The sequence below is a fragment of the Allobosea eneae genome, from assembly GCF_042657265.1.
Classification (GTDB): Bacteria; Pseudomonadota; Alphaproteobacteria; order Rhizobiales; family Beijerinckiaceae; genus Allobosea; species Allobosea eneae.
Window position 1 is genome coordinate 101,355 of record NZ_JBHSLW010000026.1, and the last position, 21,595, is coordinate 122,949.

At 67.5% G+C, this 21,595-nt stretch carries 23 protein-coding genes; 16 read left to right on the forward strand and 7 right to left on the reverse strand.

What is annotated here, in order from left to right; genetic code table 11:
* Positions 1-63: 63 nt before the first annotated feature.
* Positions 64-456, reverse strand: coding sequence for a Cu(I)-responsive transcriptional regulator (cueR, locus tag ACFPOB_RS16610; protein WP_377799522.1), 393 nt, complete (start codon positions 454-456; stop codon positions 64-66).
* Entirely contained in the window at positions 453-2,993 is a 2,541-nt protein-coding gene (locus tag ACFPOB_RS16615) for a heavy metal translocating P-type ATPase (RefSeq protein WP_377799523.1), read from the reverse strand. The genes cueR and ACFPOB_RS16615 overlap by 4 nt, the downstream gene beginning before the upstream one ends.
* 182 nt (positions 2,994-3,175) lie before the next feature.
* Between ACFPOB_RS16615 and ACFPOB_RS16620 the strand changes: the two genes are divergently transcribed.
* Entirely contained in the window at positions 3,176-3,916 is a 741-nt protein-coding gene (locus ACFPOB_RS16620; protein WP_377799524.1) for a 2OG-Fe(II) oxygenase, read from the forward strand.
* Positions 3,917-3,925: 9 nt separating this feature from the next.
* Here ACFPOB_RS16620 and ACFPOB_RS16625 read toward each other — a convergent pair whose 3' ends face one another.
* The 4 genes from ACFPOB_RS16625 to ACFPOB_RS16640 form a co-directional block, all read right to left on the reverse strand.
* Positions 3,926-4,372 (reverse strand): NUDIX hydrolase, encoded by a 447-nt coding sequence (locus tag ACFPOB_RS16625; RefSeq protein ID WP_377799525.1) that lies wholly within the window; start codon positions 4,370-4,372, stop codon positions 3,926-3,928.
* 168 nt (positions 4,373-4,540) lie between these two features.
* On the reverse strand, positions 4,541-4,930 hold the full coding sequence (locus tag ACFPOB_RS16630; protein ID WP_377799526.1) for a c-type cytochrome: 390 nt from the start codon (positions 4,928-4,930) through the stop codon (positions 4,541-4,543).
* An 80-nt stretch (positions 4,931-5,010) separates the two neighbouring features.
* A complete protein-coding gene (locus ACFPOB_RS16635) occupies positions 5,011-5,880 on the reverse strand; it encodes an alpha/beta fold hydrolase (protein WP_377799527.1) in 870 nt (289 codons plus the stop codon).
* Positions 5,881-6,193: 313 nt separating this feature from the next.
* Complete coding sequence (locus ACFPOB_RS16640; RefSeq protein WP_377799528.1) at positions 6,194-6,781, reverse strand: helix-turn-helix domain-containing protein; 588 nt, start codon at positions 6,779-6,781, stop codon at positions 6,194-6,196.
* A 136-nt stretch (positions 6,782-6,917) separates the two neighbouring features.
* On the opposite strand from ACFPOB_RS16640, the gene ACFPOB_RS16645 reads away from it, so the two are divergent.
* The 12 genes from ACFPOB_RS16645 to ACFPOB_RS16700 all read left to right on the forward strand — a co-directional run bounded on the left by ACFPOB_RS16645 (position 6,918) and on the right by ACFPOB_RS16700 (position 17,953).
* Positions 6,918-7,670, forward strand: coding sequence for a substrate-binding periplasmic protein (locus tag ACFPOB_RS16645; protein WP_377799529.1), 753 nt, complete (start codon positions 6,918-6,920; stop codon positions 7,668-7,670).
* Positions 7,671-7,763: 93 nt separating this feature from the next.
* Positions 7,764-8,426: an amino acid ABC transporter permease gene (locus ACFPOB_RS16650; protein WP_377799530.1), complete on the forward strand. Its 663-nt coding sequence runs from the start codon at positions 7,764-7,766 to the stop codon at positions 8,424-8,426.
* Positions 8,423-9,154 carry an amino acid ABC transporter ATP-binding protein gene (locus ACFPOB_RS16655; protein WP_377799531.1) on the forward strand — a complete coding sequence of 244 codons (732 nt, stop codon included), beginning with the start codon at positions 8,423-8,425 and terminating at the stop codon, positions 9,152-9,154. Before ACFPOB_RS16650 ends, ACFPOB_RS16655 begins: the two co-directional genes overlap by 4 nt.
* A gap of 10 nt (positions 9,155-9,164) precedes the next feature.
* Complete coding sequence (locus tag ACFPOB_RS16660) at positions 9,165-10,466, forward strand: NAD(P)/FAD-dependent oxidoreductase (protein ID WP_377799532.1); 1,302 nt, start codon at positions 9,165-9,167, stop codon at positions 10,464-10,466.
* Between the two features lie 31 nt (positions 10,467-10,497).
* A complete protein-coding gene (locus ACFPOB_RS16665; RefSeq protein ID WP_377799533.1) occupies positions 10,498-12,042 on the forward strand; it encodes a xylulokinase in 1,545 nt (514 codons plus the stop codon).
* A 121-nt stretch (positions 12,043-12,163) separates the two neighbouring features.
* Positions 12,164-12,943, forward strand: a complete 780-nt coding sequence (locus ACFPOB_RS16670) for an SDR family NAD(P)-dependent oxidoreductase (RefSeq protein ID WP_377799534.1) — start codon at positions 12,164-12,166, stop codon at positions 12,941-12,943.
* A 2-nt stretch (positions 12,944-12,945) separates the two neighbouring features.
* The gene (locus ACFPOB_RS16675) at positions 12,946-13,887 is read left to right on the forward strand and encodes an ABC transporter permease (protein ID WP_100963139.1); all 942 of its coding nucleotides are present in this window, start codon (positions 12,946-12,948) and stop codon (positions 13,885-13,887) included.
* A 33-nt stretch (positions 13,888-13,920) separates the two neighbouring features.
* A complete protein-coding gene (locus ACFPOB_RS16680) occupies positions 13,921-14,862 on the forward strand; it encodes a sugar ABC transporter substrate-binding protein (RefSeq protein ID WP_377799535.1) in 942 nt (313 codons plus the stop codon).
* 5 nt (positions 14,863-14,867) lie between these two features.
* Positions 14,868-15,629 carry an ATP-binding cassette domain-containing protein gene (locus ACFPOB_RS16685; RefSeq protein ID WP_377799536.1) on the forward strand — a complete coding sequence of 254 codons (762 nt, stop codon included), beginning with the start codon at positions 14,868-14,870 and terminating at the stop codon, positions 15,627-15,629.
* A 1-nt stretch (position 15,630) separates the two neighbouring features.
* On the forward strand, positions 15,631-16,560 hold the full coding sequence (locus ACFPOB_RS16690) for a nucleoside hydrolase (RefSeq protein WP_377799537.1): 930 nt from the start codon (positions 15,631-15,633) through the stop codon (positions 16,558-16,560).
* A 12-nt stretch (positions 16,561-16,572) separates the two neighbouring features.
* Positions 16,573-17,094, forward strand: a complete 522-nt coding sequence (locus ACFPOB_RS16695) for a hypothetical protein (RefSeq protein ID WP_377799538.1) — start codon at positions 16,573-16,575, stop codon at positions 17,092-17,094.
* Positions 17,095-17,104: 10 nt separating this feature from the next.
* Positions 17,105-17,953, forward strand: coding sequence for a GNAT family N-acetyltransferase (locus ACFPOB_RS16700; RefSeq protein ID WP_377799539.1), 849 nt, complete (start codon positions 17,105-17,107; stop codon positions 17,951-17,953).
* On the opposite strand, the gene ACFPOB_RS16705 is transcribed toward ACFPOB_RS16700, so the two are convergent.
* Complete coding sequence (locus ACFPOB_RS16705) at positions 17,934-18,827, reverse strand: nickel/cobalt efflux transporter (protein WP_377799540.1); 894 nt, start codon at positions 18,825-18,827, stop codon at positions 17,934-17,936. The two genes, ACFPOB_RS16700 and ACFPOB_RS16705, sit on opposite strands and share 20 nt — an antisense overlap.
* Positions 18,828-19,042: 215 nt before the next feature.
* On the opposite strand from ACFPOB_RS16705, the gene ACFPOB_RS16710 reads away from it, so the two are divergent.
* From ACFPOB_RS16710 to ACFPOB_RS16720, 3 genes are all read left to right on the forward strand, one after another.
* Positions 19,043-19,333: a metal-sensing transcriptional repressor gene (locus tag ACFPOB_RS16710; protein WP_152015884.1), complete on the forward strand. Its 291-nt coding sequence runs from the start codon at positions 19,043-19,045 to the stop codon at positions 19,331-19,333.
* A gap of 109 nt (positions 19,334-19,442) precedes the next feature.
* Entirely contained in the window at positions 19,443-20,210 is a 768-nt protein-coding gene (locus ACFPOB_RS16715; RefSeq protein ID WP_377799541.1) for an SDR family NAD(P)-dependent oxidoreductase, read from the forward strand.
* 85 nt (positions 20,211-20,295) lie between these two features.
* Positions 20,296-21,594, forward strand: a complete 1,299-nt coding sequence (locus tag ACFPOB_RS16720; protein ID WP_377799542.1) for an alpha/beta hydrolase — start codon at positions 20,296-20,298, stop codon at positions 21,592-21,594.
* Position 21,595 lies beyond the last annotated feature (1 nt).

Consider the following 21,595-nt stretch of genomic DNA (forward strand, 5'->3'; position numbering starts at 1 on the left):
TATTCCCGTATCGGCGAATGCCGGGGGCCTGGAAAGGCTTCCGGCATTTTGCTTTTCGGCGTCTCAGCTCGACGAGCCGATCGTGTCGAGGATCGGACACTCCGGCCGCTGGTCGCCATGGCAATGGCTGGCGAGATGGCGCAGCGTCGCCGCCATCGCCTGCAATGCGGCGGCTTTCTCTTCCAGTTCGGTGACATGCTTCAGCGCCAGTGACTTCACATCGGCGCTCGCCCGCGAGCGGTCGCGCCAGAGCGCCAGCAGCGCCCCGGTCTCCTCGACCGAGAAGCCGAGGCTGCGGGCACGGCGCACAAAGCGCAGTGTATGGACGTTCGGCTCGGCATAGACCCGGTAGCCAGATTGCGAGCGCGCCGGCGGCTCGATCAGCCCGATCTGCTCGTAATAGCGGATCATCTTGGCGCTGACGCCGGAGGCTTCGGCGGCTTGTCCGATATTCATCCTATCCTCCCGAAAGCGGTGGCCGGGGTTCCCGGCGCTGTCGCTGTGATGTCCTGCCGGGCCGCGAAGCGGCGCAGCCTGAGTGCGTTGGCCAGAACGCTGACGCTGGAGAAGGCCATGGCGAAGCTGGCGAAGACCGGCGACATCAGCACCCCCCAGAGCGGGTAGAGCAGGCCGGCCGCGACCGGGATCAGCAGGACGTTATAGCCGAAGGCCCAGCCGAGATTCTGGCGGATATTGGTCATCGTCGCCTTGGACAGGCCGATCGCCTCCGGCACATGGGTGAGATCGCCCGAGATCAGCACGATGTCGGCGCTCTCGATCGCGATGTCGGTGCCGGCGCCCATGGCGATGCCGATATCGGCCTGGGCGAGGGCGGGCGCATCGTTGATGCCGTCGCCGACGAAGGCGACCTTGTTGCTGCCGCTTTGCAGCCGCTCGACGATCGCCGCCTTGTCGGTCGGCAGCACTTCGGCCTCGACCGCGTCGATGCCGAGCCGGGCGGCGATCGCCTCGGCGGTGGCGCGGTTGTCGCCGGTCACCATGACGATGCGCAGGCCGAGCGCCTTCAGGGCCGCGATTGCGGCCTGCGTGCCCGGCTTGACCTGATCTGCGACTGCGACGAGGCCGGCGAGCCTGCCGTCGATCGCGATATAGAGCGGGCTCTCGCCGTCGCGGGCGAAGGCGGCGGCCCTGTCGGCCAGGTCGCCGAGCGCGACGCTGTGCTGCGCCATCAGCTTCCGCGAGCCGACGAGTATCTCGCGGCTCTCGACACGGGCGGAGATGCCGAGGCCGGGCTCGGCCGCAAAGCCAGTGGCTGGTGCTAGCGCAAGGCCACGCCGCTTCGCTTCGGCGACGATCGCCTCCGCGGAGGGGTGCTCGGAGGCGCTCTCGGCGGAGGCGGCGAGGCGCAAGGCCTCGTCTTCCGCAAATCCCTCGGCGACGACGAAATGGGTCACTTCGGGCCGGCCCTTGGTCAGCGTGCCCGTCTTGTCGAATGCGATGGTCGAAACCTCGCTCAGGCCCTGCAGCGCCGCGCCCTGGCGGAACAGAATGCCGAGCTCGGCGGCGCGGCCGGTGCCGACCATGATCGAGGTCGGCGTCGCCAGCCCCATGGCGCAGGGGCAGGCGACGATCAGCACCGCGACGGCATTGACCAGCGCATAGGTCAAGGCGGGCGAAGGGCCGAAGGCGAGCCAAGCCGCGAAGGTCATGAGCGCGACGGCGATCACGGCTGGCACGAACCAGTTGGTGATGCGGTCGACCAACGCCTGGATCGGTAGCTTGGCGCCTTGCGCCTGCTCGACCATGCGCAGGATCTGGGCCAGCAAGGTGTCGGCGCCGACCTTCTCCGCCCGGAAGCGCAGCGCGCCGTTGCGGTTGATGGTGCCGCCGATCACGGCCGAGCCGACGCTCTTATGGGCGGGCGCGGGCTCGCCGGTGACCATGGCTTCGTCGACATAGGACGCGCCCTCGACGACTTCGCCGTCGACCGGGATCTTTTCGCCCGGTCGCACCAGCACGAGATCGCCGACCCGGACATGTTCGATCGCGACCTCGCTCTCGACGCCGTCGCGCAGCACGCGGGCCGAACGCGCCTGCAATTGCACCAGCCGCTTGATCGCCTCGCTGGTCCGACCCTTGGCGCGGGCTTCGAACCAGCGCCCGAGTAGGATCAGCGTGACGATCACTGCGCCTGTCTCGAAATAGGTGTAGTCGGTGCCATCGGGCAGCCAGCCGGGCGCGAAGGTTGCGACCACCGAATAGGCATAGGCGGCACCGGCTCCGAGCATAACCAGCGCGTTCATGTCGGGCGCAGCCCGCAGCAGCGCCGGCCAGCCCTTGAGGAAGAAGCGCAGGCCCGGCCCGAACAGCACGATGGTGGTGAGGCCGAAGGCGATCAGCTTCAGCACGAAGGCGTCGATGCGGGCATAGAGCCAGTGATGAAAGGCTTCGCTCAGATGCGGCCCCATCTCAAGGATCATCAGCGGCAGGGTCGCCAGCGCCGCGACGACGACCGAGCGGAAGAGGGCGTTCTGGTCGGCCTCGCGGCGCTTGCCGGCCTCGTCATCGCCGTCGCTGCGGCCCTGATCAAGCGGCTTTGCCTCGTAGCCGGCGGCTGCGACGGCAGCGACCAGTGCCGCCGTGATGCCGCCGTCGGCGATGCGGATGGTCGCCCGTTCCGTGGCGAGATTGACGTCCGCGCTCAGGACGCCCGGCACGGCGCGCAGGGCCTTCTCGACGCGGCCGACGCAGGAGGCGCAGGTCATGCCGGAGATCGCCAGGATGATCGTCGTCGCGCGCGGTTCATAGCCGGCGCCACGGATCGCATCGGCCACCGCGCCGGTGTCGGCCCCGGCGAGCGTCACGCGCGCCTTGCCTGTGGCCAGGTTGACCTCGGCGCCATTCACGCCGGGAACGGCCGTGATCGCTTTTTCCACCCGCCCGACACAGGACGCGCAAGTCATCCCGTCGACCGGAATATCGATCACGCTGAGGCCGCTTGCAGGTGCTTTATGCTTCGCATGCATCGTCATGACGCATCATCTTCCTTCTCTTGCTGGAAGATGGCTACACCTTCCCATCATGGGAAGGTCAAGCGGTTGTTTTTTCCGGCAACGAGCAGGTTCGTCCAGCGACTGGCGAGACAGAAACCGGGTGTCGCCAGCCGGCCGCTGGGCGTTTCATCGCCGCCCAGGGTTTGCGAAGGGATTGGACGATGGCGACCACAGCGATCGGCAGCGCAAGAGTGCAAACGATCGAAGAGCGCGTGGCGGCGCTCGACTGGCAAGGGATAGAGAGCGAACTGGACGAGTATGGTGTCGGCTTGACTGGTCCGATGCTCGATGCCGGCGCCTGTGCGGCACTGCGGGCGCTCTATGCCGAGCCGCAGCATTTCCGCAGCCGCATCGTGATGGCCCGTCACGGCTTCGGACGCGGCGAGTATCAGTACTTCGCCCATCCGCTGCCTGAGGCGATCGCGGCGCTGCGGCCGCTGATCTATACCCGGCTCGCGCCAATCGCCAATCGTTGGAACGCTTCGCTCGGAATCGACCAGCGCTATCCAGACGCGCTCGACGACTTCCTCGCGCTCTGTCACGCGCGAGGCCAGGAGCGGCCCACGCCCCTGCTCCTGAAATACGGCGCCGGCGACTACAACTGCCTGCATCAGGATCTCTATGGCGACCTGTTCTTCCCGTTCCAGATGGTGATCCTGCTGTCTGAGCCGGGCCGGGACTTCACTGGCGGCGAATTCACCGTGGTCGAGCAGCGCCCGCGCATGCAATCGCGGCCGGAGGTCGTGCCGCTTCGGCAGGGCGAGGCGGCGATCTTCGCCGTGCAGCATCGGCCGGTGCAGGGAACGCGCGGAACCTATCGTGTCAACCTGCGCCATGGCGTCAGCCGGGTGCGCTCCGGCGAGCGCTACACGACCGGGCTGATCTTCCACGATGCGCGTTGACGGGCCGCTTCAGGCCTCGTCCAGCTTCAGCCCGCGGATGATCGCACCGAGCACGGGTTCGTCGACGAGGTCGGCGGCGTCGGCCTGGATGAACCATTGGCAGCGGCGTTGTTCCTGCTCGGGCCAGGTCGGCAGCTGTTCCGTCACCGCGAGCAGATAGAGCCTGACCTTGCAGAGCACGAAATCGTGGGTGCGCCGTTTCCAATAGGTGTAGCGTCCGACGGGCTTCTTGCCGATCTCGCCGACGAGCCCGGCTTCCTCCCTGGCCTCGCGCGCAGCGGCTTCATGTCCCTTCAGCCCGCGGATCGGCCAGCCTTTCGGCACGATCCAGCGCTGCGTCTCGCGCGTCGTCACCAGCATGATCTCGGCGATGCCATCCGGCCTGCGCCGGTATGGTATGGCGCCGATCTGCACCTTCGGCTCCGCCGTTCGCTTGCCGGCTGCCGCCTTCGCCACTCTGGCCAACCTACCTAATATCCTGCCCAAGCGGCAGCATATGGTGATTCGCATCTGAACTCGCCAGTAGATTCCGTAGCCGGCAATTCTTTTCAGTGGAGGCGGTGCAGACGCCGCAATCCGCTGGCTGCCCTCACGAATTGGCGAGCCGGGTCAACCCTGCTCGTCTCACATCTTTTTGCCGTCCTTGTCGAACTGCTTGAGGAAGGCGGTGAGATCCGCGATCTCCTTCTCGTTCTTGATGCCGGCGAAGACCATCTTGGTGCCGGGGATCTTGGCCCTGGGATCCTTGATGTAGTCGGCGAAGACCGCCTCGTCCCAGGTGATGTTGGCGTTCTTGTTGGCGGTCGAATAGCTGTAGCCCTCGACGGAGCCGGTGTGCCGGCCGAACAGGCCGTTGAGCTGCGGGCCGACCAGGTTCTTGGCGCCCTCGCCGAGCTGGTGGCAGGCGCGGCACTTGTTCCACGAGCGTTCGCCGGCTGTGACATCCTGCGCCGAGGCGGGGCAGGCAGCCATCGCGGCGAGGGCGAGCAGGGTAGCGCTGGCAATCAGTCTCATCAGGCGTCTCTCCTCAGTTTAGACGCCTTCTGAGATAGCGCAGCCTGCCTCCTTGGATACGGGGCAGTTCGTCGCGGCCGCTACAGGGCGCCGATCCACTCGGCGACATTGGCGGTGAAGGCATCGGGACGCGAGATCGGAAAGTAATGCCCGCCTGTATCGAGCAGGGTCTTGCGGGCTCCGGGCATGGCCGCGGCGAGTTCCTCCTGGAGGAAAGCAGGGACGATCATATCATCGCGCGCGCCGAGGATCAGAGTCGGCGCAGCGATTTCTCCGGCCCAGCCCGAAGCGTCGAAGGCGCGCAGCGCGCCGATCCGTTCGCGCACGATCTGCTTCGCGTCCGGCGTGTCGGGTGCCGACGCGACCGCGGTCTCGTAGACGCTCCAGTGCGCTTCGAGCCAGGTCGGCGGATAGGTCATCAGCGCCGCGCTCGCCGCATAGGCACGTGGATGCTGGTCGAGAATGGCGAGGCGGGTTTCGAACAGGGCGGTCATGTAGCGGTTCTGCTTTAGCCAGCTGCCGCTGACGATCAGCCCGTCGAAGCGGTCCGGCGCCTGGCGCGCCAGCGACAGGCCGATGCAGCCGCCGGTCGAATGGCCGAGAACCGTGGCGCGGTCGACGCCGGCGGCGTCGAGCACAGCTAAACAGTCCTTGGCCAGCTGGTCGACGGTACAGGGCGCGCTGCCGCGCTCGCTGGCGCCGATGCCGCGCTGATCGAAACGCAACACCTGGAAGGAGCGGGCGAGCGTCGCGGCATTGTCGTCCCAGAAGGCGGTGCTGCCGGCGAGTCCGCTGACCAGCAGCAGCGGCCGCCCCTCGCCTTGCGACAGGGCGCGCAAGGTTGCGCCGTCCGGCAAAGTCACCCGGAACTCGCCGTTGACCGCGCCTCCTCCGGTCGCGCCGGGCGCTGCTTCGGGATGCTGGTGCTGGTGCCGTCGCGCTTGTGTCATGGCTGCTTGTCCTCTGGCGCGGTCGGGCTGTCTGTCGGGCAGGAAGAGCGTGATCGTTCGGCGCGTGCCTGCGCGGCTCCTTGACTTGGATCAAATCGCACTTGCATCGCGACGGCTCGCGAAGAGCCGAGCGGGACGGTCCCGTTGGCGGCTTGCCCTGCCATGCCGACCTCCCCTGCGTTTCCCCTGGCCAATGATCGCGCCGGGGGAGGCGGTGTTGTCCAGCCGCCTTTCTTCATGGCGGCATTGGCTTAGACGCAGAGCGGGGTAGCTGAAAAGGGCTTCGTCATGCGTCTGACGCAGGTTGATGCCGCTACAGGCAGTTGACCCAGAGTACGCGGGTGACGCCATCATGCTGGTTGGCGAAGCGATGCGGGCGCGACGAGAGGAAGCGGAAGCTGTCGCCCTCGCGCATGACCCAGCTCTCGTCCTCGACATTCAGCAGCATGGCGCCGCTCAGCACGAGACCGGCTTCCTCGCCGTGATGGATGTAGTGCTCGTCGCCGGTGCTGGCGCCGGGCTCCATCTCGACGATGAAGAGGTTGAGCTTGGCGCCTTCCGCCTGCGGGGTCAGCAACTGCTTGCGGATGCCGGAGCGCCAGAGCTGCAATTCGCCGCGGTCCGGCTGACGCACGATGGTGGCGGTCGGGTCGGCCTGCCGCTGATCGGCCGGGAAGAGCTCGGAGATTGCGGTGCCGAGCGCGTCGGCGACGGCGGCGAGCACGCGCAGCGTCGGCGAGGACAGGCCGCGCTCGATCTGGCTGAGGAAGCCGATCGACAGTCCGGTGCGGCTCGCGAGCTCTTCCAGCGAAAGCCGGCGCGCACGCCGGAGCTGGCGCAGCCGCGCCCCGATCTCACGGTCGACATGCAAATGCGGCAGGTCGGCGGCAGGCAGGCTCATCGCAATTCCTTCTCGGCTTATTTCATGTGCATGAAAATCGCTTGCCGGCAAGCTCGTCCTATGCTCGTATCTTCATACTCATGAAAATATGAGCCGGCGCCTGCCTGGGCGTACGGACAAATGAGGGGACATTGCCATGGAACGCCGGACCTTCCTGACCCTGTTGGCTGGAGGCGCTGCCGCTGCGGTCTCGCCGGCCGCCGCCCAGTCCGTCCTCAAGGTCGGCTCGACGCCGACCGGCATGCCGTTCACCTTTCTCGACACCAAGACCAACACGATCGAAGGCGTGATGGTCGACCTGGTCAAGGCGATCGCCGCGGCGTCGGACCTGAAAGTCGAGGTCGAGGGCATGCAGTTCTCGACGCTGGTCGCCTCGCTCACCGCGAACAAGATCGATCTGATCTCGGCGGCGATGTACATTACCCCGGCCCGCAAGGAGGTGATCGACTTCTCCGACCCGATCTATACGTATGGCGAGGGTCTGCTCGTCCCGGCTTCGGACAAGAAGGACTATGTCGAGCTCGCCGACATGAAGGGCTACACGGTCGGCGCCCAGATCGGCACGGCCTATGTCGATGCGCTGCAGAAGACCGGCCTGTTCCCCGAGGTGAAGCTCTACAAGACCTCGCCGGACATCCTTGCCGACGTCAACGCCGGCCGCGTCCAGGCTGCTTTCGCCGACGCACCGATCATGGCCTACACGCTGAAGCAGGGGCAGTTTCCGAACGTCCGGCTCGTCAAGTCCTACAAGCCGATCATCACCGGCTCGGTCGGCATCGGCGTGCGCAAGAGCGACGGCGAGCTGCTGAAGAAGGTCAATGCCGGTCTCGCCAAGGTCAAGGCGGACGGCACGCTCGACAAGATCCTGGCGAAGTGGGGCCTGGAATAAGCGCTCCCGTGGCAATCCGGCTTCGCCTCGCCGTCTGATCGGCGAGGAGAGGCCGGCGGCGCTTCCGCGATCACCCGTCGAAACTGACCTGCGATGCAATCCTTTCTGCGCGATGCCGCCCAGTTCCTGCCGCTGCTGCTGCAGGGGCTGAAGTTCACTATCCTCGTGACGCTCGGCTCGCTGGCGCTCTCGACCGTGCTCGGCCTGGTCTGGGCGCTGATGCGCGTCTCGGGCGTGGCGCCGCTGGTGCTGGTCGCCAAGCTCGTCGTCAACACGCTGCGCGGCGTCCCGATCCTGGTGCAGCTCTTCTACATCTACTTCGTCTTCCCGGAGTTCGGCCTCGCACTGAGCGCGCTGCAGGCGGCGATCCTCGGCCTCGGCATCGCCTATTCCGCCTATCAGGCCGAGAACTTTCGCGCCGGCATCGAGGCGATCGACCACGGCCAGGTCGAGGCGGCGCAGTCGATCGGCATGGGCTGGTTCCTGATGATGCGCCGGGTGATCCTGCCGCAGGCGGTCAAGGTCGTGCTGCCGCCCTATGGCAACATCATGATCATGATGCTGAAGGATTCCTCGCAGGCCTCGACCATCACCGTCGCGGAGCTGACCTTGCAAGGGTCGCTGCTGGCCTCCTCGACTTTCAAGAACATGACGGTCTACACGCTGGTGGCGCTGCTCTATCTCTCGATGAGCCTGCCCTTGATCGCTTTCGTCGGCTGGCTCGAACGCCGCTTCGGCAAGGGAGCCAGGCGATGATCGAGCTCTCCGGCGTCACCAAGAGCTTTGGCTCCCATCAGGTGCTGAAGGGCATCACCGGCAGCGTCCAGCGCGGCGAGGTCGTCTGCCTGATCGGTCCCTCCGGCTCGGGCAAGTCGACGATCCTGCGCTGCATCAACGGGCTCGAATCCTATGATGGCGGCGCGATCACGGTCGATGGCGCCAAGGTCGACCGCGCCGATCGCTCGATCGTCGGCATCCGCACCGCCATGGCGATGGTGTTCCAGCGCTTCAACCTGTTCCCGCACCGGACTGCGCTCGAGAACGTCGTCGAAGGGCCGATCCATGTGAAGAAGGAGCCGCCCGCCGAAGCGCTGGCGCGTGGCCGCGACCTGCTCGCCCGCGTCGGTCTCGCCGACAAGTTCGAAGCGTATCCGGCCCAGCTTTCGGGCGGCCAGATGCAGCGCGTCGCCATCGCCCGGGCGCTCGCCATGCAGCCCAAGGCGATCCTGTTCGACGAGCCGACCTCGGCGCTCGATCCCGAACTGGTCGGCGAGGTGCTCGGCGTGATGAAGAGCCTCGCCGAGGAGGGCATGACCATGCTGGTCGTCACCCACGAGATGGGTTTTGCCCGCGAAGTCGCCGATCGCGTCCTCTTCCTCGACGGCGGCGTCATCGTCGAGGAAGGCGTTGCCCGCGAAGTGCTGAGCGCGCCACGCAATCCGCGTACGCAGGATTTTTTGCGCCGCGTGCTCAAGCCGATCTGAGGACACCGACATGGCCGAGCCCTTTCCGCTGCAGCCTTCGCTCTGGCATGCGACCGCCCCTGCGGCAGCTGAGACGCCGCCGCTCGCGAGCGATGCCCGCGCCGATGTCTGCATCGTCGGCGCCGGCTATGCCGGCCTCTCGACCGCGCTGCATCTCGCCGAGGCCGGCGTCTCCGTCGTCGTGCTGGAAGCGCGCGAACCGGGCTGGGGCGCGTCGGGCCGCAACGGCGGGCAGGTCATCCCCGGCATCAAATACGACCCCAGCGAGATCGTCGCGAAATACGGGACCGAAGCGGGCGCGGCCCTGGTCTCCTTCGTCGCCTCCACGGCCGATCTCGTCTTCGGGCTGATCGAGAAGCACGGCATGGAGGTGCCGCATCGCCGCGCCGGCTGGATCCAGGGCGCGCATACGCCGGCCATGGTCGAGACGGTGAAGCGCCGGGCCGACGAATGGGCGATGCGCGGCGTCGGCGCGCGCTTCCTCGACGCCGATGCTGCCAGCCGCCTGATCGGCACAGACCGCTATCTCGGCGGCTGGCTCGACCCGCGCGGCGGCGGCGTCCAGCCGCTCGCCTATGCCCGCGGCCTCGCCCGTACCGCGCTGAAAGCAGGCGCCGCGATCCACGGCCAGAGCCCGGTGATCGGCCTTCTTCGCGACGGTGGTAACTGGATCGTGCGCACCGCTCAGGGAGCGACCGTTACTGCGCCGCGCGTGGTGATCGCGACCAACGGCTATACCGGCGACCTGATCCCAAAGCTGCGCCAGACCGTGATCCGGCCGAACTCCTTCATCGTCGCGACCGAGCCGCTCTCCGACAATATCGCCGGCACGATCCTGCCGGAGGGGCAGGTCACCTCCGACACCCGCCAGCTCCTGCTCTATTTCCGCAAGGACCACACCAATCGCCTGCTGATGGGCGGGCGCGGCCCATTCCGCGAGCCGCGGGACGCCGCCGACTGGTCTCATCTGGAGCGTGTCATCGGCAAGATGTACCCGCAGGCCAAGGGGCTGCGCTTCGACTATCGCTGGTGCGGCCGCGTCGCGCTGACCCGCGATTTCCTGCCGCATCTGCACGAGCCGGAGCCCGGCCTGCTCGTCGATATCGGCTGCATGGGCCGGGGCGTCGGCCTGCAGACGGCGATGGGCCGGGCGATGGCGCTCTATCTCTCGACCGGCGACAAAGCGAGCCTGCCTTTCCCGGTGACCTCGATCACCCCGCTGCCATTGCACGCGCTGAACGAGCTCTACGTCTCCGCCATCATCGCCTGGTATCGCCTGACCGATGGCGGCATGAAGGACCGCGCCGCTTGACCGGCGCCGGTTCCTGACGCAGGGCGGGGACATGAGCATCGTCCTCGCCTGCGATCTCGGCGGCACCTCCTTTCGCGCCGCCCTCGTCGATGACACCGGCGCGATCCGCGCCCAGCACGCCATTGCCGGGCCGGTGAGTCGTGACGCTCGCTCGGGTGGCTCCGAGATCGAGCCGGAGGCCTGGTGGGCCCTGCTGGTCGAGGCCTGTGCCGGACTGGCATCCGAGGCGCCGGCGCTGTTCGATGCAGTCGAGGCCATCGCGATCTGCGGCGTCACCCGCACGCAAATCTTTCTCCATCGCGATGGAAGCTCGTTGCGTCCCGCGATGACCTGGAAGGATACGCGCGCCGATGCGCTCGCGGCGCGCCTGCGCGAGAAACTAGATCCGGCCCATCCCGAAAGTGCGGCGGTCAACGCCTTCCATCCGCTCGCCCGCCTCGCCTGGCTGCGCGAGCAGGAGCCTGAGGTTTTTGGCAGGCTCGCCTGCCTGCTCGAGCCGAAGGACTATCTGAATTTCCGCCTGACCGGTCGGCGGGCCAGCGACCCCGTCTCGCTGGCGCGCTTGCTGGCTGCTGCGAGCCCGCATGGCAGCCATGATCTGCTGGCTGCGGCCGGCATTCCCGTTACGATCCTGCCGGAGATGCTGGAGCCTTGGGAGCAGGTAGCGCCGGTCCAGCCCGGCCTGCCCGCGCCGCTCGATCGCCTCGCCGGCAAGCCGGTCTTCTGCGCCTCGAACGATACCTGGGCGGCGGTGGTCGGCCTCGGCGCCATGCGCGACGGCTTCGCCTACAACATCTCCGGCACCACCGAGGTGCTCGGCGTCGTCGGCCGCGAGCCGGCGCGGGCGGAAGGCCTGCTGACCGTCGATTGGCGCGGGCTATTCCAGCTCGGCGGCCCGAGCCAGACCGGCGCCGATACCGTCTCCTGGCTGCTGGCGCTGCTCGGCCACGATGGCGCAGCCGTCGGACAGGAGATCGACGCACTGCTCTCAGGGTCGCGCCAGCCGCAGCCGCTGCTCTTTCTGCCCTATCTCCAGGGCGAGCGCGTGCCCTATTGGGACCCGTCCTTGCGTGGCGCGCTCGTCGGCTTGAACCGCCGGCATGGACCGACCGACCTGGCCTTCGCGGTGCTCGAGGGCGTCGCCTGCCTCAACCGTGTCGTGCTGGAACGGGCCGAAGCCGCGCTCGGCAGCGCTGCGAGCGAAATCCGTTTCGGCGGTGGGGCCGCCGCCAATCCGGTCTGGAGCCAGATCAAGGCCGACCTCTGCGGCCGCCCGGTCGTGGTGGCAGCCTCGAAGGAACCCGGTCTGCTCGGCGCAGCGATCATCGCCTTTGCGGGGCACGGCCGTTTCGGCTCTCTTGCTGAAGCCCAGCAGGCGCTCGTCACGGTCGCCCGCCGCTTCGAGCCCGATCCCGCTCGCAAGCCGGCCTATGATGCGCTTTTCGCCCTGTTCCGCCGGGCCGAGATGGCGCTGGCGCCGATCTCCCGCGATCTCGTCGTTGCTGCGCAGGATGGTGAGCCGCTCGCTGGTCTCGCGCGCCATGCGTCTGCGGCCGCAGACTTGCACGCCGATTGACGTTGCGGCTGGGGCGCTTGCGCCTTACCCAGATGGAACCAATCTCCCGAGAGAGGTCCATGCCGCGTTCCTGCCGCGTCGTCGCGTTTCGTCTCGTTCCGGTCGTCGGCAAGGCCGGCTGATGCCGAAGCCCGTTACCCTGATCACCGGCGCCTCCGGCGGCATCGGCAGCGCACTCGCGATGACGCTGGCACCGGCGCACAGGCTCGTCCTCTCCGGGCTGGAGGGGGGCCCGCTGGTCGAGCTGGCGGAGCGTCTCCAGGCCGAGGGCGCGGACGTCGCCGCCATGACCGGCGATGTCCGGGACCGTGATCTCGCCGGTGCGCTGGTCGAGCTGGCCGCGGAGCGCTTCGGTCGCCTCGACAATCTCGTGACCGGCGCCGGCGCCTCGCGGCCGGTACCGCTGGTCGAGATGGAGGATGAGGAATGGGACAAACTCGTCGACATCAACCTGTCGGCCGTCTTCCGCGTCTCCAAGGCTGCCGCCCGGCGGATGATCGAGCAAGCCGAGGGCGGGGCGATCGTCCACATCTCGTCGATCGCGCATAGCAATGGCGGCGCCAACCTTGCCTATGGCTCGGCCAAGGGCGGCGTGGCGACGCTGACCTATGGCATGGCCCAGCAGCTCGGCCGCCATGCCATCCGCGTCAACGCGGTCGCGCCGGGGATCATCGACACGCCGATGGTGCGCGGCGGCTTCGCCAGTCAGTTCAATGCGCTGGTCGAAGGCGCCTCGCAGCGTACCCCGCTTGGGCGCCTCGGCCGTCCCGAGGACGTCGCGGGCGTCATCGCCTTCCTGCTCTCGCCGGCGGCGGCCTTCGTCACCGGCGCGCTGATCCCGGTCACCGGCGGCATCGAGATCCTGTCGCCGATCTCGGCGATCGCCAAGGGAAACGCCTGACGATGCGCGAGATCATCGGCCGCTACGGCACTGCGCTCGCCGGCCTCGTCCTGATCGTCTTCTTCGTCGCCTTCGCGCCGAACTTCGCGACGACGATGAACGTCATCAACGTGCTGAAGGATACGAGCTTCCTCGCCATCCTGGCGCTCGGCTTCACGCTCGCTCTGATCGTTTCCGAGCTCGACCTCTCGATCGCCGAGGTCGCGAGCCTGTCCGCCGTCGTCACCGGCTGGCTCATCCAGGGACAGCAGCATCCCGCGCTCGCCGTCACGGCGGGGCTGCTGGTCGGGCTCCTCTGCGGCGCGGCCAATGGCTATGGCGTCACGGTGCTGCGCGTGCCCTCGCTGATCATGACGCTCGGCATCGCGGCGATCGCCAAGGGCTTCGCCTTCATGATCACGCAAGGCGTCGCCTTCGTCGGGCGCTGGCCGACCGGCTTTACCGGGCTGGCGCGCGGCTACAGCTTCGGCATCCCCAATCTCGTGCTCTGGCTCACCGCGGTCACGCTCCTGACCTATGGCCTGATCAAATGGACCCGCACCGGCGCTCATATGGTCGCGACCGGCGAGGCTGACGAGGCGGCCCGGCTTTCCGGCATCGCCACCAACAGGATGAAGCGCATCGGCCTGCTGCTGACCGGGCTCTGCGCCGGCATCACAGCGGTGCTGCTCGCTGCAAACCTCTCCTCCGCCGCGCCGAACATGGCCGGCGACTACCTGCTCTATGCCATCGCCGCCGTGCTGCTCGGGATGACCATGTTCGAGCCCGGCAAGCCGAACATTCCCGGCACGGTCTTCGCCGCTCTGGTGCTGAAGGTGCTCGGCAACGGCTTGGTGCTGATGGGCGCGGCCTATTACGTTCAGGACATCGTTCTCGGCGTCATCATCATCGGTTCGGTCGCCTTCTCGGCCAGCGCGTTGAAGAAGGCGGCGTTCAAGGTCTGACAGTTCACAACGACAACGAGGGGAGAGGTCGTCATGGTCGGTTTGAGGAAGGTTCTGCTGGCGGCTGCCGCCGTCGTCGCGATGGTTCAGGGGGCTGGGGCCTTCGAGCTCGGCGTGATCGGCTTCCAGTTCTCGTCGGAGACGCATGCCCGCGTCGCCAATGCCGCCGCCGCGGCAGCCAAGGCCAAGGGCTGGAACGTCACGCTGCTGAACTCGGAAGGCGCGCTGCCCAAGCATGCCGAGCAGTTCGACGCGCTGATCGCCAAGAAGGTCGATGCGATCATCATCGCCATGGGCAAGCCGGTCGAGGCCGACGCCCAGTTCAAGGCGGCCAAGGATGCCAAGATCCCCGTCATCACCGTGCAGTCGGGTTCAAGCCCTCATGCGCTTTTCGATATCCAGACCAATGAGTACAAGGTCGGTGCCGAGGCCGCGCTCTATCTGCTCGGCCAGCTCGGCTACCAGGGCAACATCGTCACCGCCCGCTTCGACCTCAACGTCGCCTCGCGCATCCGCGGCAAGCTGCTCGATGTTGTGCTTTCCGAGAACCAGGCAGTGAAGGAGCTCGGCAAGTTCTCGATGGCCCGCACCCAGAGCTGGCGCGACGATGTCCGCGCCGGCATGCAGGCGCTGCTGCTGCAGAACCAGGGCAAGATCAAGGGCATCTGGGCCTCGTTCGACGGCCAGGCCTATATCATCGACGACCTCCTGCAGGCTCAAGGGATCAAGAAGGGCCAGATCCCGCTGGTCTCGGTCGATGGCGGCAAGGAGACCTATGCCCGCATCGCCGACCCGGCCTCGACCTTCACCGCCACCGTCTCGATCCCGTTCGAGGAGATGGGCAAGCAGGCCGTCGACGCGATCCAGGCGATCGTCGTCGACAAGAAGCCGAAGGAGACGATCACTTCGGGCCCCTATCTCTTCACCGACGCCGTTCTGGTCGACAAGAACAACGTCCAGCAGTTCCTGAAGTGAGCGAGGTGACCGCCACACCCCTCCTCTCGCTCCGCGGCATCGGCAAGGCTTACGGCCCGGTCGTGGCGGTGCGCGAGGTCGATCTCGATATTTTTGCCGGCGAGGTCGTCGCAATCTGCGGCGACAACGGTGCCGGAAAGTCGAGCCTGATCAAGGTGATCTCCGGGGCCGAGGAAGCAACCTCAGGCACGCTTCAGATGCGTGGGAAGACCATCGTCTTCGCCTCGCCGCATGATGCGCTGAGCCATGGCGTCGCGACGATCTACCAGGACCTCGCTCTGGCGCCGCGGCTCTCCATCGCCCAGAACGTCTTTATGGGCTCGGAGCTGACACGCCCTCTGCTGCTGCCCTTCCTGCGCGTCCTCGACAAGAAAAGCATGGCGCAGGAGGCGCGCGGCTTCCTGAAGCAGCTCTCGGTCACGGTCGAGGATATGGACCGGCCGGTCGAGCGGCTCTCGGGCGGCCAGCGCCAGGCGGTCGCGATCTCGCGCGCTTTGCGCTGGAAGGCCGAGATCATCATCATGGACGAACCGACGGCGGCGCTCGGCGTCAAGGAAACCGCCCTCGTCCTCGACCTGATCCGCAAGCTCAAAGCCGACGGCAGGACGGTGCTGCTGATCAGCCACAATATGCGCGATGTCGTCGCGCTCGCCGACCGGGTCGTGATCATGGGCGCCGGCCGCAAATATGTCGACCAGCCGCTCGGCGACCTCTCCGCCGACGATCTCAGCCGCATGATCATGGCCGGCAACGCCAGGGCGGCCTGAGATGGCCGGCGAAACGATCGTCATCGACACCGATCCCGGCCAGGACGACGCGGTCGCCCTGCTGCTCGCCTTCGCCAGCCCGGAGCTCGAGCTCAAGGCGGTCACCACCGTCGCCGGCAATGTCCCGCTGGGGCTGACCACGGCGAACGCGCTGCGCATCCGCGAGCTCGCCGGCCGTGAGAACGTGCCGGTCCATGCCGGGGCCGACCGGCCGCTGCTCTTCCCACTTGCGACCGCCGAATTCGTCTGCGGACCCGACGGGCTGGCGGGCGCCGACCTGCCGCCGGCTCGCGGCAAAGCTAGCTCGATCCATGCCGTCGACGCACTGATCGCCATCTTACGCGCCGCGCCCGACGACAGCGTCACGCTCTGCCCGCTCGGCCCGCTGACCAATCTTGCATTGGCCTTTCGACTGGCGCCGGACGTGCTGTCCAAGGTCAAGCGCATCGTGTTGATGGGCGGGGCGCTGGCGCTCGGCAACATCACGCCGGCGGCCGAGTTCAACGTGCATGTCGATCCGCACGCCGCCGCGATCGTCTTTGGCTGCGGCCGGCCGATCGTGATGTTCGGGCTCGGCGTCACCCATCAGGCAATTGCCTCGCATGAACAGGTCCCGCGCCTGCTCTCGTTCGGCAATGCGGCCGGCAGGGCGGTGCACGGCATGCTGACGCGCCCGCGCCCTGGCGGGCTCGGTACCGCCGGCCATCCCATGCACGACCCTTGCGTGATCGCCTTCCTGCTCTGGCCGGAACTCTTCTCGGGTCGCGACTGTTTCGTCGAGGTCGAGACCGGCGATGGCCCATTGCGGGGCCGTACCACCATCGACTGGAATGGCAGGCTCAAGCAGCCGGCCAATGCCCATGTCGTCGCGAGCGTCGAAGCGGGCGCGCTGTTCCAGCGCCTGTTCGACCGGCTTGCGACGTTGCCTTGAGCGGAGGTTCTGATGGCCCATTTCGTCGAGGAGCTGCGGCTCGAGGCCGAGCGCGCGATTGTGGCGATGCAGACGGCCGCGCTCGCCGCCCGCCAGCTCCATGCCCGTGCCGAATTGATGCGCCATATGCTGACCACCGCCCGCAAGGTCGCCGACAAGCCCAAGGCCGAGGCGGTCGAGACGGTGGTGCGCGAATGGATGGAGGCCTGGAATCTCCGCCGCGGGGACTGGCCGCATATCGCCCGCGAAATGGAGGCTTTCACCGCCGCCTTCCACGATTATGCGAACGAGCCCGGCGATGCGAACGACGCCGCGCTCCGCCGCGCCTGCGATGCGCTCGACGCGGTGCTGGCGCGGGAGAACACCTCGATCAGCGACCAGATGGCCTTCCGCTCGCAATGCGCCCATCGCTGGTGGGAGCTGGTCGTGCCGGTGCCTAGCGATCTCCCGGGCGCCAAGCCGCGACCCTCGGTGCCTGATCTCGACGGGCAGACGCCATTCTGGCAGTCCGGCTGCGCCGAATTCTGCCGCTGAGGGCCGGCCGATGCAGCCGCTCCAGCTGACGCTCCGCCCGGCCAGCCTCGCCGATGCCGAAGCCTGCCAGAGGCTATCGGCGGCGGTCGGCTGGCCGCATCGCCGCGAGGATTGGGAGCTCGCGCTGTCGCTCGGGCAGGGTTTCGCCCTGTCGATCGAGGACGAGCTCGTCGGCGTCGGGCTCTGGTGGGGTTTTGGCGAGAGTCATGCCACCCTCGGCACGATCATTGTCGCCCCGGATCGGCAGGGCCAGGGCATCGGCAAGCTCTTGGTCGAGCGGCTGATCGCCGCGACGGAGGGACGCACGCTCGGTCTCGTCGCCACGCCCCAGGGCGAGCCGCTCTATGCCCGCTACGGCTTCATCGCCATCGACGAGATCCGCCAGCATCAGGGCGACTGGCCGGAACTTGCGGCGCCCTTTCTCGCGGCGAACGAGATCATGCGCCCGGCCACTACAACTGATCTGCCGCTGCTGGCGCAGCTCGACGGCGAGGCGACCGGCCTGCCGCGCGCACCCGTCCTGGAGGCGCTGCTGACCCGGGGCCATGCGATCCTGATCGAGCGCAACGGCGCGCCGGCCGGCTTCGGCTTTCTGCGCCGCCATGGCCGCGGCTGGCTGATCGGCCCGGTCGCGGCGGTCGATGACGCCGCCGCCTGCAATCTGATCACGGCGCTGCTTGCTGCCCGCCGCGGCGATTTCGTCCGCATCGATGTGCCGGCTCGCAGTGGCCTCGGCGCCTGGCTCGGCGAATGCGGCTTGCCGCTCGTCGCCTCCGGCGCGGTGATGGCGCGGGGCGCCGCGCCGGTCGCTTCGGGCCCGGCGCATCGCTTCGCGTTGGTCAGCCAGGCGATGGGCTGAGCAGCATCGCCGCGGCGCGCGGCAGCTGCGCCTGCAGCCCGCTCCAGCCGTGCCAGGCCGTATAGAGGCCGACCAGCACGATCAGCACGCCGGAGAAATAGGGCGCCCGCGCTGCGACCGTCGACACCCATGTCGAGCGCCTCTCGACGGCGCGCAGGCTGAGCGAGGCGGCCACGCCGACCGCGACCAGCGTGATCGCCAAACCGATCGAGAAGCACAGCACCAGCACGGCGCCGAGCGCGATCTCGCGCAGCTGCATGCAGATCAGCAGCACGGTGATCGCGGCCGGGCAGGGGATCAGACCGCCGGTCAGCCCGTACAGCACAATCTGCCATGTCGTCACCGGCCGATTGGTGAAGCGCTTGCGAATGTCCTGTGCATGGGCGCGCTGATGCGCGTCCATTGGTTCGTGGTCCGCCGCCTGGTTGTCGCTGTGCTCGTGCGATTGGGCGTGGGAATGCCCGTGGCTATGGCGATGACCATGAGAGTGGCCGTGACTATGCCCATGGCTGACGCGAGGCAGGGCACGCTGTTCGCGCCACGTCCGCCACAGCATCCAGAGCGCGATCGCGATGATCAGCAGGCCCGAGGCGAGCTGGAACCAGGGCTCGGTCGCCTCGGCATTGATGTCGCGCGTCAGGTAGAGCCCGCCGATGACCACGCTCCAGACGACGAGCGTATGCGAGAGCGTCGCGGCGAGGCCGAGCAGCAGCGCCTGCAGCACTGAGCCGCGGATGGCGACGATGAAGGCTGCCATCATCGTCTTGGAATGGCCGGGCTCAAGGCCGTGCAGCGCGCCGAGCAGGATCGCGCTCGGAACGAACAGCCAGGCATGGCCGGCGCCCTGCGCCAGCAATTCGGTGAAAGACGGCACGACATGGTGCTCCGGATCCGGAACGGATCGTGCGTTGCCGTGCCGTCCGGCCCTGCCGGAACTGGTCGGGGGCGCCCGTCTCGTCCTCGCCCGCCCGATCGCCGGGATGCGCCTGGTCTCGCGCCGGCGCCTGCCTGATCGGGTGCCGCTTGTTCAGCGGATGCACCGACCTATAACCTCCCGGGGAGGATAGGATCAAGATGCCGGAGCAGGGAATGCAGGATGAGGAACACGCCCGGATTCATCATCACCGGCATCCGGAGATCATCACGCGGTTGAAGCGAGCCGAGGGGCATCTGCGCTCGACCATCGAGATGGTCGCCAATGTCCGCTCCTGCCTGGAGATCGCGCAGCAATTGCAGGCGGTGGAAGGCGCGATCGCCAACGCTCGCAAGATTCTGATCCAGGAGCATATCGGCCATTGCCTGGAGGAAGCGGCCGGCAGTCTTCCGGACGAGGCACGCGGGCTGCTCGCCGAGTTCAAGGCGATGACCAAGTTCCTCTGAACGGTCGTTCGGGAATGGCGGGGTTGCCGAACTGGCGCTGGTGGACCGGCTTCGCGTCGCGCAAGATCGGCCCTGAAACGATTTAGACCTGAATCCAAAGGGAGGAATGATGCTCGAGGATCTCAAGGGGCTGCGCGCCCTGGTCACCGGCTCCAGCACCGGCATCGGCGCCGCCGTCGCCAAAGCCTATGCCGCCAACGGCATGCGGGTCGTGGTGCACTACAAGTCGAGCGAGGCCGAGGCGAACGCCGTCGCCGCCGAGATCCGGGCGGCTGGCGGCGAGGCGCATGCGCTGCAGGCCGATGTCGCCGACAGCAAGCAGGCGGTCGCTCTCGTCGACAAGGCGGCCGACAAGCTCGGTGGGCTCGATGTCCTCGTCAACAATGCCGGCGCGCTGGTGAAGCGCACGCCGATCGCCGAGATCGAGGACGAGTTCTTCGACAGCGTCGTCGACCTCAATGTCCGCTCTGTGGTGATGGCCTCGAAGGCGGCGCTGCCCTACCTGAAGAAGTCCGGCAGCAGGGCGAGCGTCATCAATCTGAGCTCGATCGCGGCGCGCAATGGCGGCGGGCCCGGTTCCTCGCTCTATGCCAGCTCGAAGGCCTTCGTGCTCAACCTGACCCGCGGCATGGCCAAGGAGTTCGTGCCCTTCGGCATCCGCGTCAACGGCGTCTCGCCGGGCGTGATCATGACGCCGTTTCATGAGCGCTATTCGACGGCCGAGCAGGTCGAGGCGATGCGCAAGACGGTGCCGATGGAGCGCGTCGGCACGCCGCAGGACAATGTCGGCGTCTTCCTCTTCCTCGCCAGCCCCGCGATGAGCGGCTACATCACCGGCCAGACCATCGAGGTCAATGGCGGCCAGTACATGGTCTGACCGAAACTGTGGCTTCGGCGTCCTTGACGGAGCGGGCGGCGCGCCAGCATGGTCTGGGCGCCGTGCCGCAGCTGGGTAGCCCGTGATGCCGATCCGCCGCAAAGACTTGCCCACGCCGGCTATCCGCCGCGTCCTCGCGGCCGCGGCCACGACAATTTTCCTCGCCGGTTGCGCCGGCGACGTGAAGGGCGTGCTGACGCCGGTCGCCTCCACCGTGCCGGGCGCCAGCAAGGTCACCATGCTGGTCGCGACGACGCGCGCGGCCGATCCCGATGCCGGCGTGCTCTACTCCGGCGAGCGCGGCAAGCCGTCCTTCGTCGAGATGACGATCTCGCTGCCGCCCGACAGTCGCCGCAAGATCGGCGAAGTCCAGTGGCCGAGCCGGCTGCCGGGCAACCCCGAGACCGATTTCGTCACCCTCAAGGTCGACAAGCTCGACGCCAGGACGGGTCTGGCGCGTTTGCATGAGCGGGTCTCGCGCGTGCCGAAGCGCCGGGTGATGGTCTTCGTCCACGGCTTCAACAACCGCTTCGAGGATGCGGTCTACCGCTTCGCCCAGATCGTCCATGATTCCGACGCTGATGTCGTGCCGGTGCTGTTCACCTGGCCCTCGCGCGGCTCGCTCTTCGCCTATGGTTATGACCGCGAGAGCGCGACCTACTCACGCAATGCACTCGAAAGCCTGCTGCAGGGGCTGGCGCGCGATCCGGCCGTCGGCGAGGTTTCGCTGCTCGCCCACTCCATGGGCAACTGGGTCGCGCTGGAATCGCTGACCCAGATGGCAGTGCGCAATCGCGGCATTCCGCCGAAGATCGCCAATGTCATGCTCGCCTCGCCTGATGTCGATGCCGACGTCTTCCGCACGCAGATCGCGGAAATGACGGGGCGGCGGCCGAAATTCACCCTCTTCGTCTCGCAGGACGACCGCGCGCTCGCGGTCTCGCGCCGGGTCTGGGGCAACAAGGATCGCCTCGGCGCGGTCGATCCCGATGTCGAGCCTTACAAGACCGAGTTCGAGAAGGACAAGATCACGGTCCTCAACCTCACCAAGTTGCGCACCGGGGACAAGCTCAACCATGGCAAATTCGCCGAGAGCCCGGAGGTGGTGAAGTTGATCGGCACGCGCCTGGTCGACGGCCAGCCGATCACCGATTCCCGTGTTGGCCTAGGCGATCGGCTGATCGAGGTCACCGGCAGTGCCGCCGCGGCGGTCGGCACCGCCGCCGGCATCGTCGTCTCCGCCCCGGTCGCGGTGGTCGATTCGCAGGCTCGCCGCAATCTTGGCGACCGGGTCGAACATCTCGGCAACAATATCCAGGACACCGGAGCCGCTGTCGGCAACACGGTTACCTCGCCGTTCCAGAACCCGAACGTCTCGCGCTGAG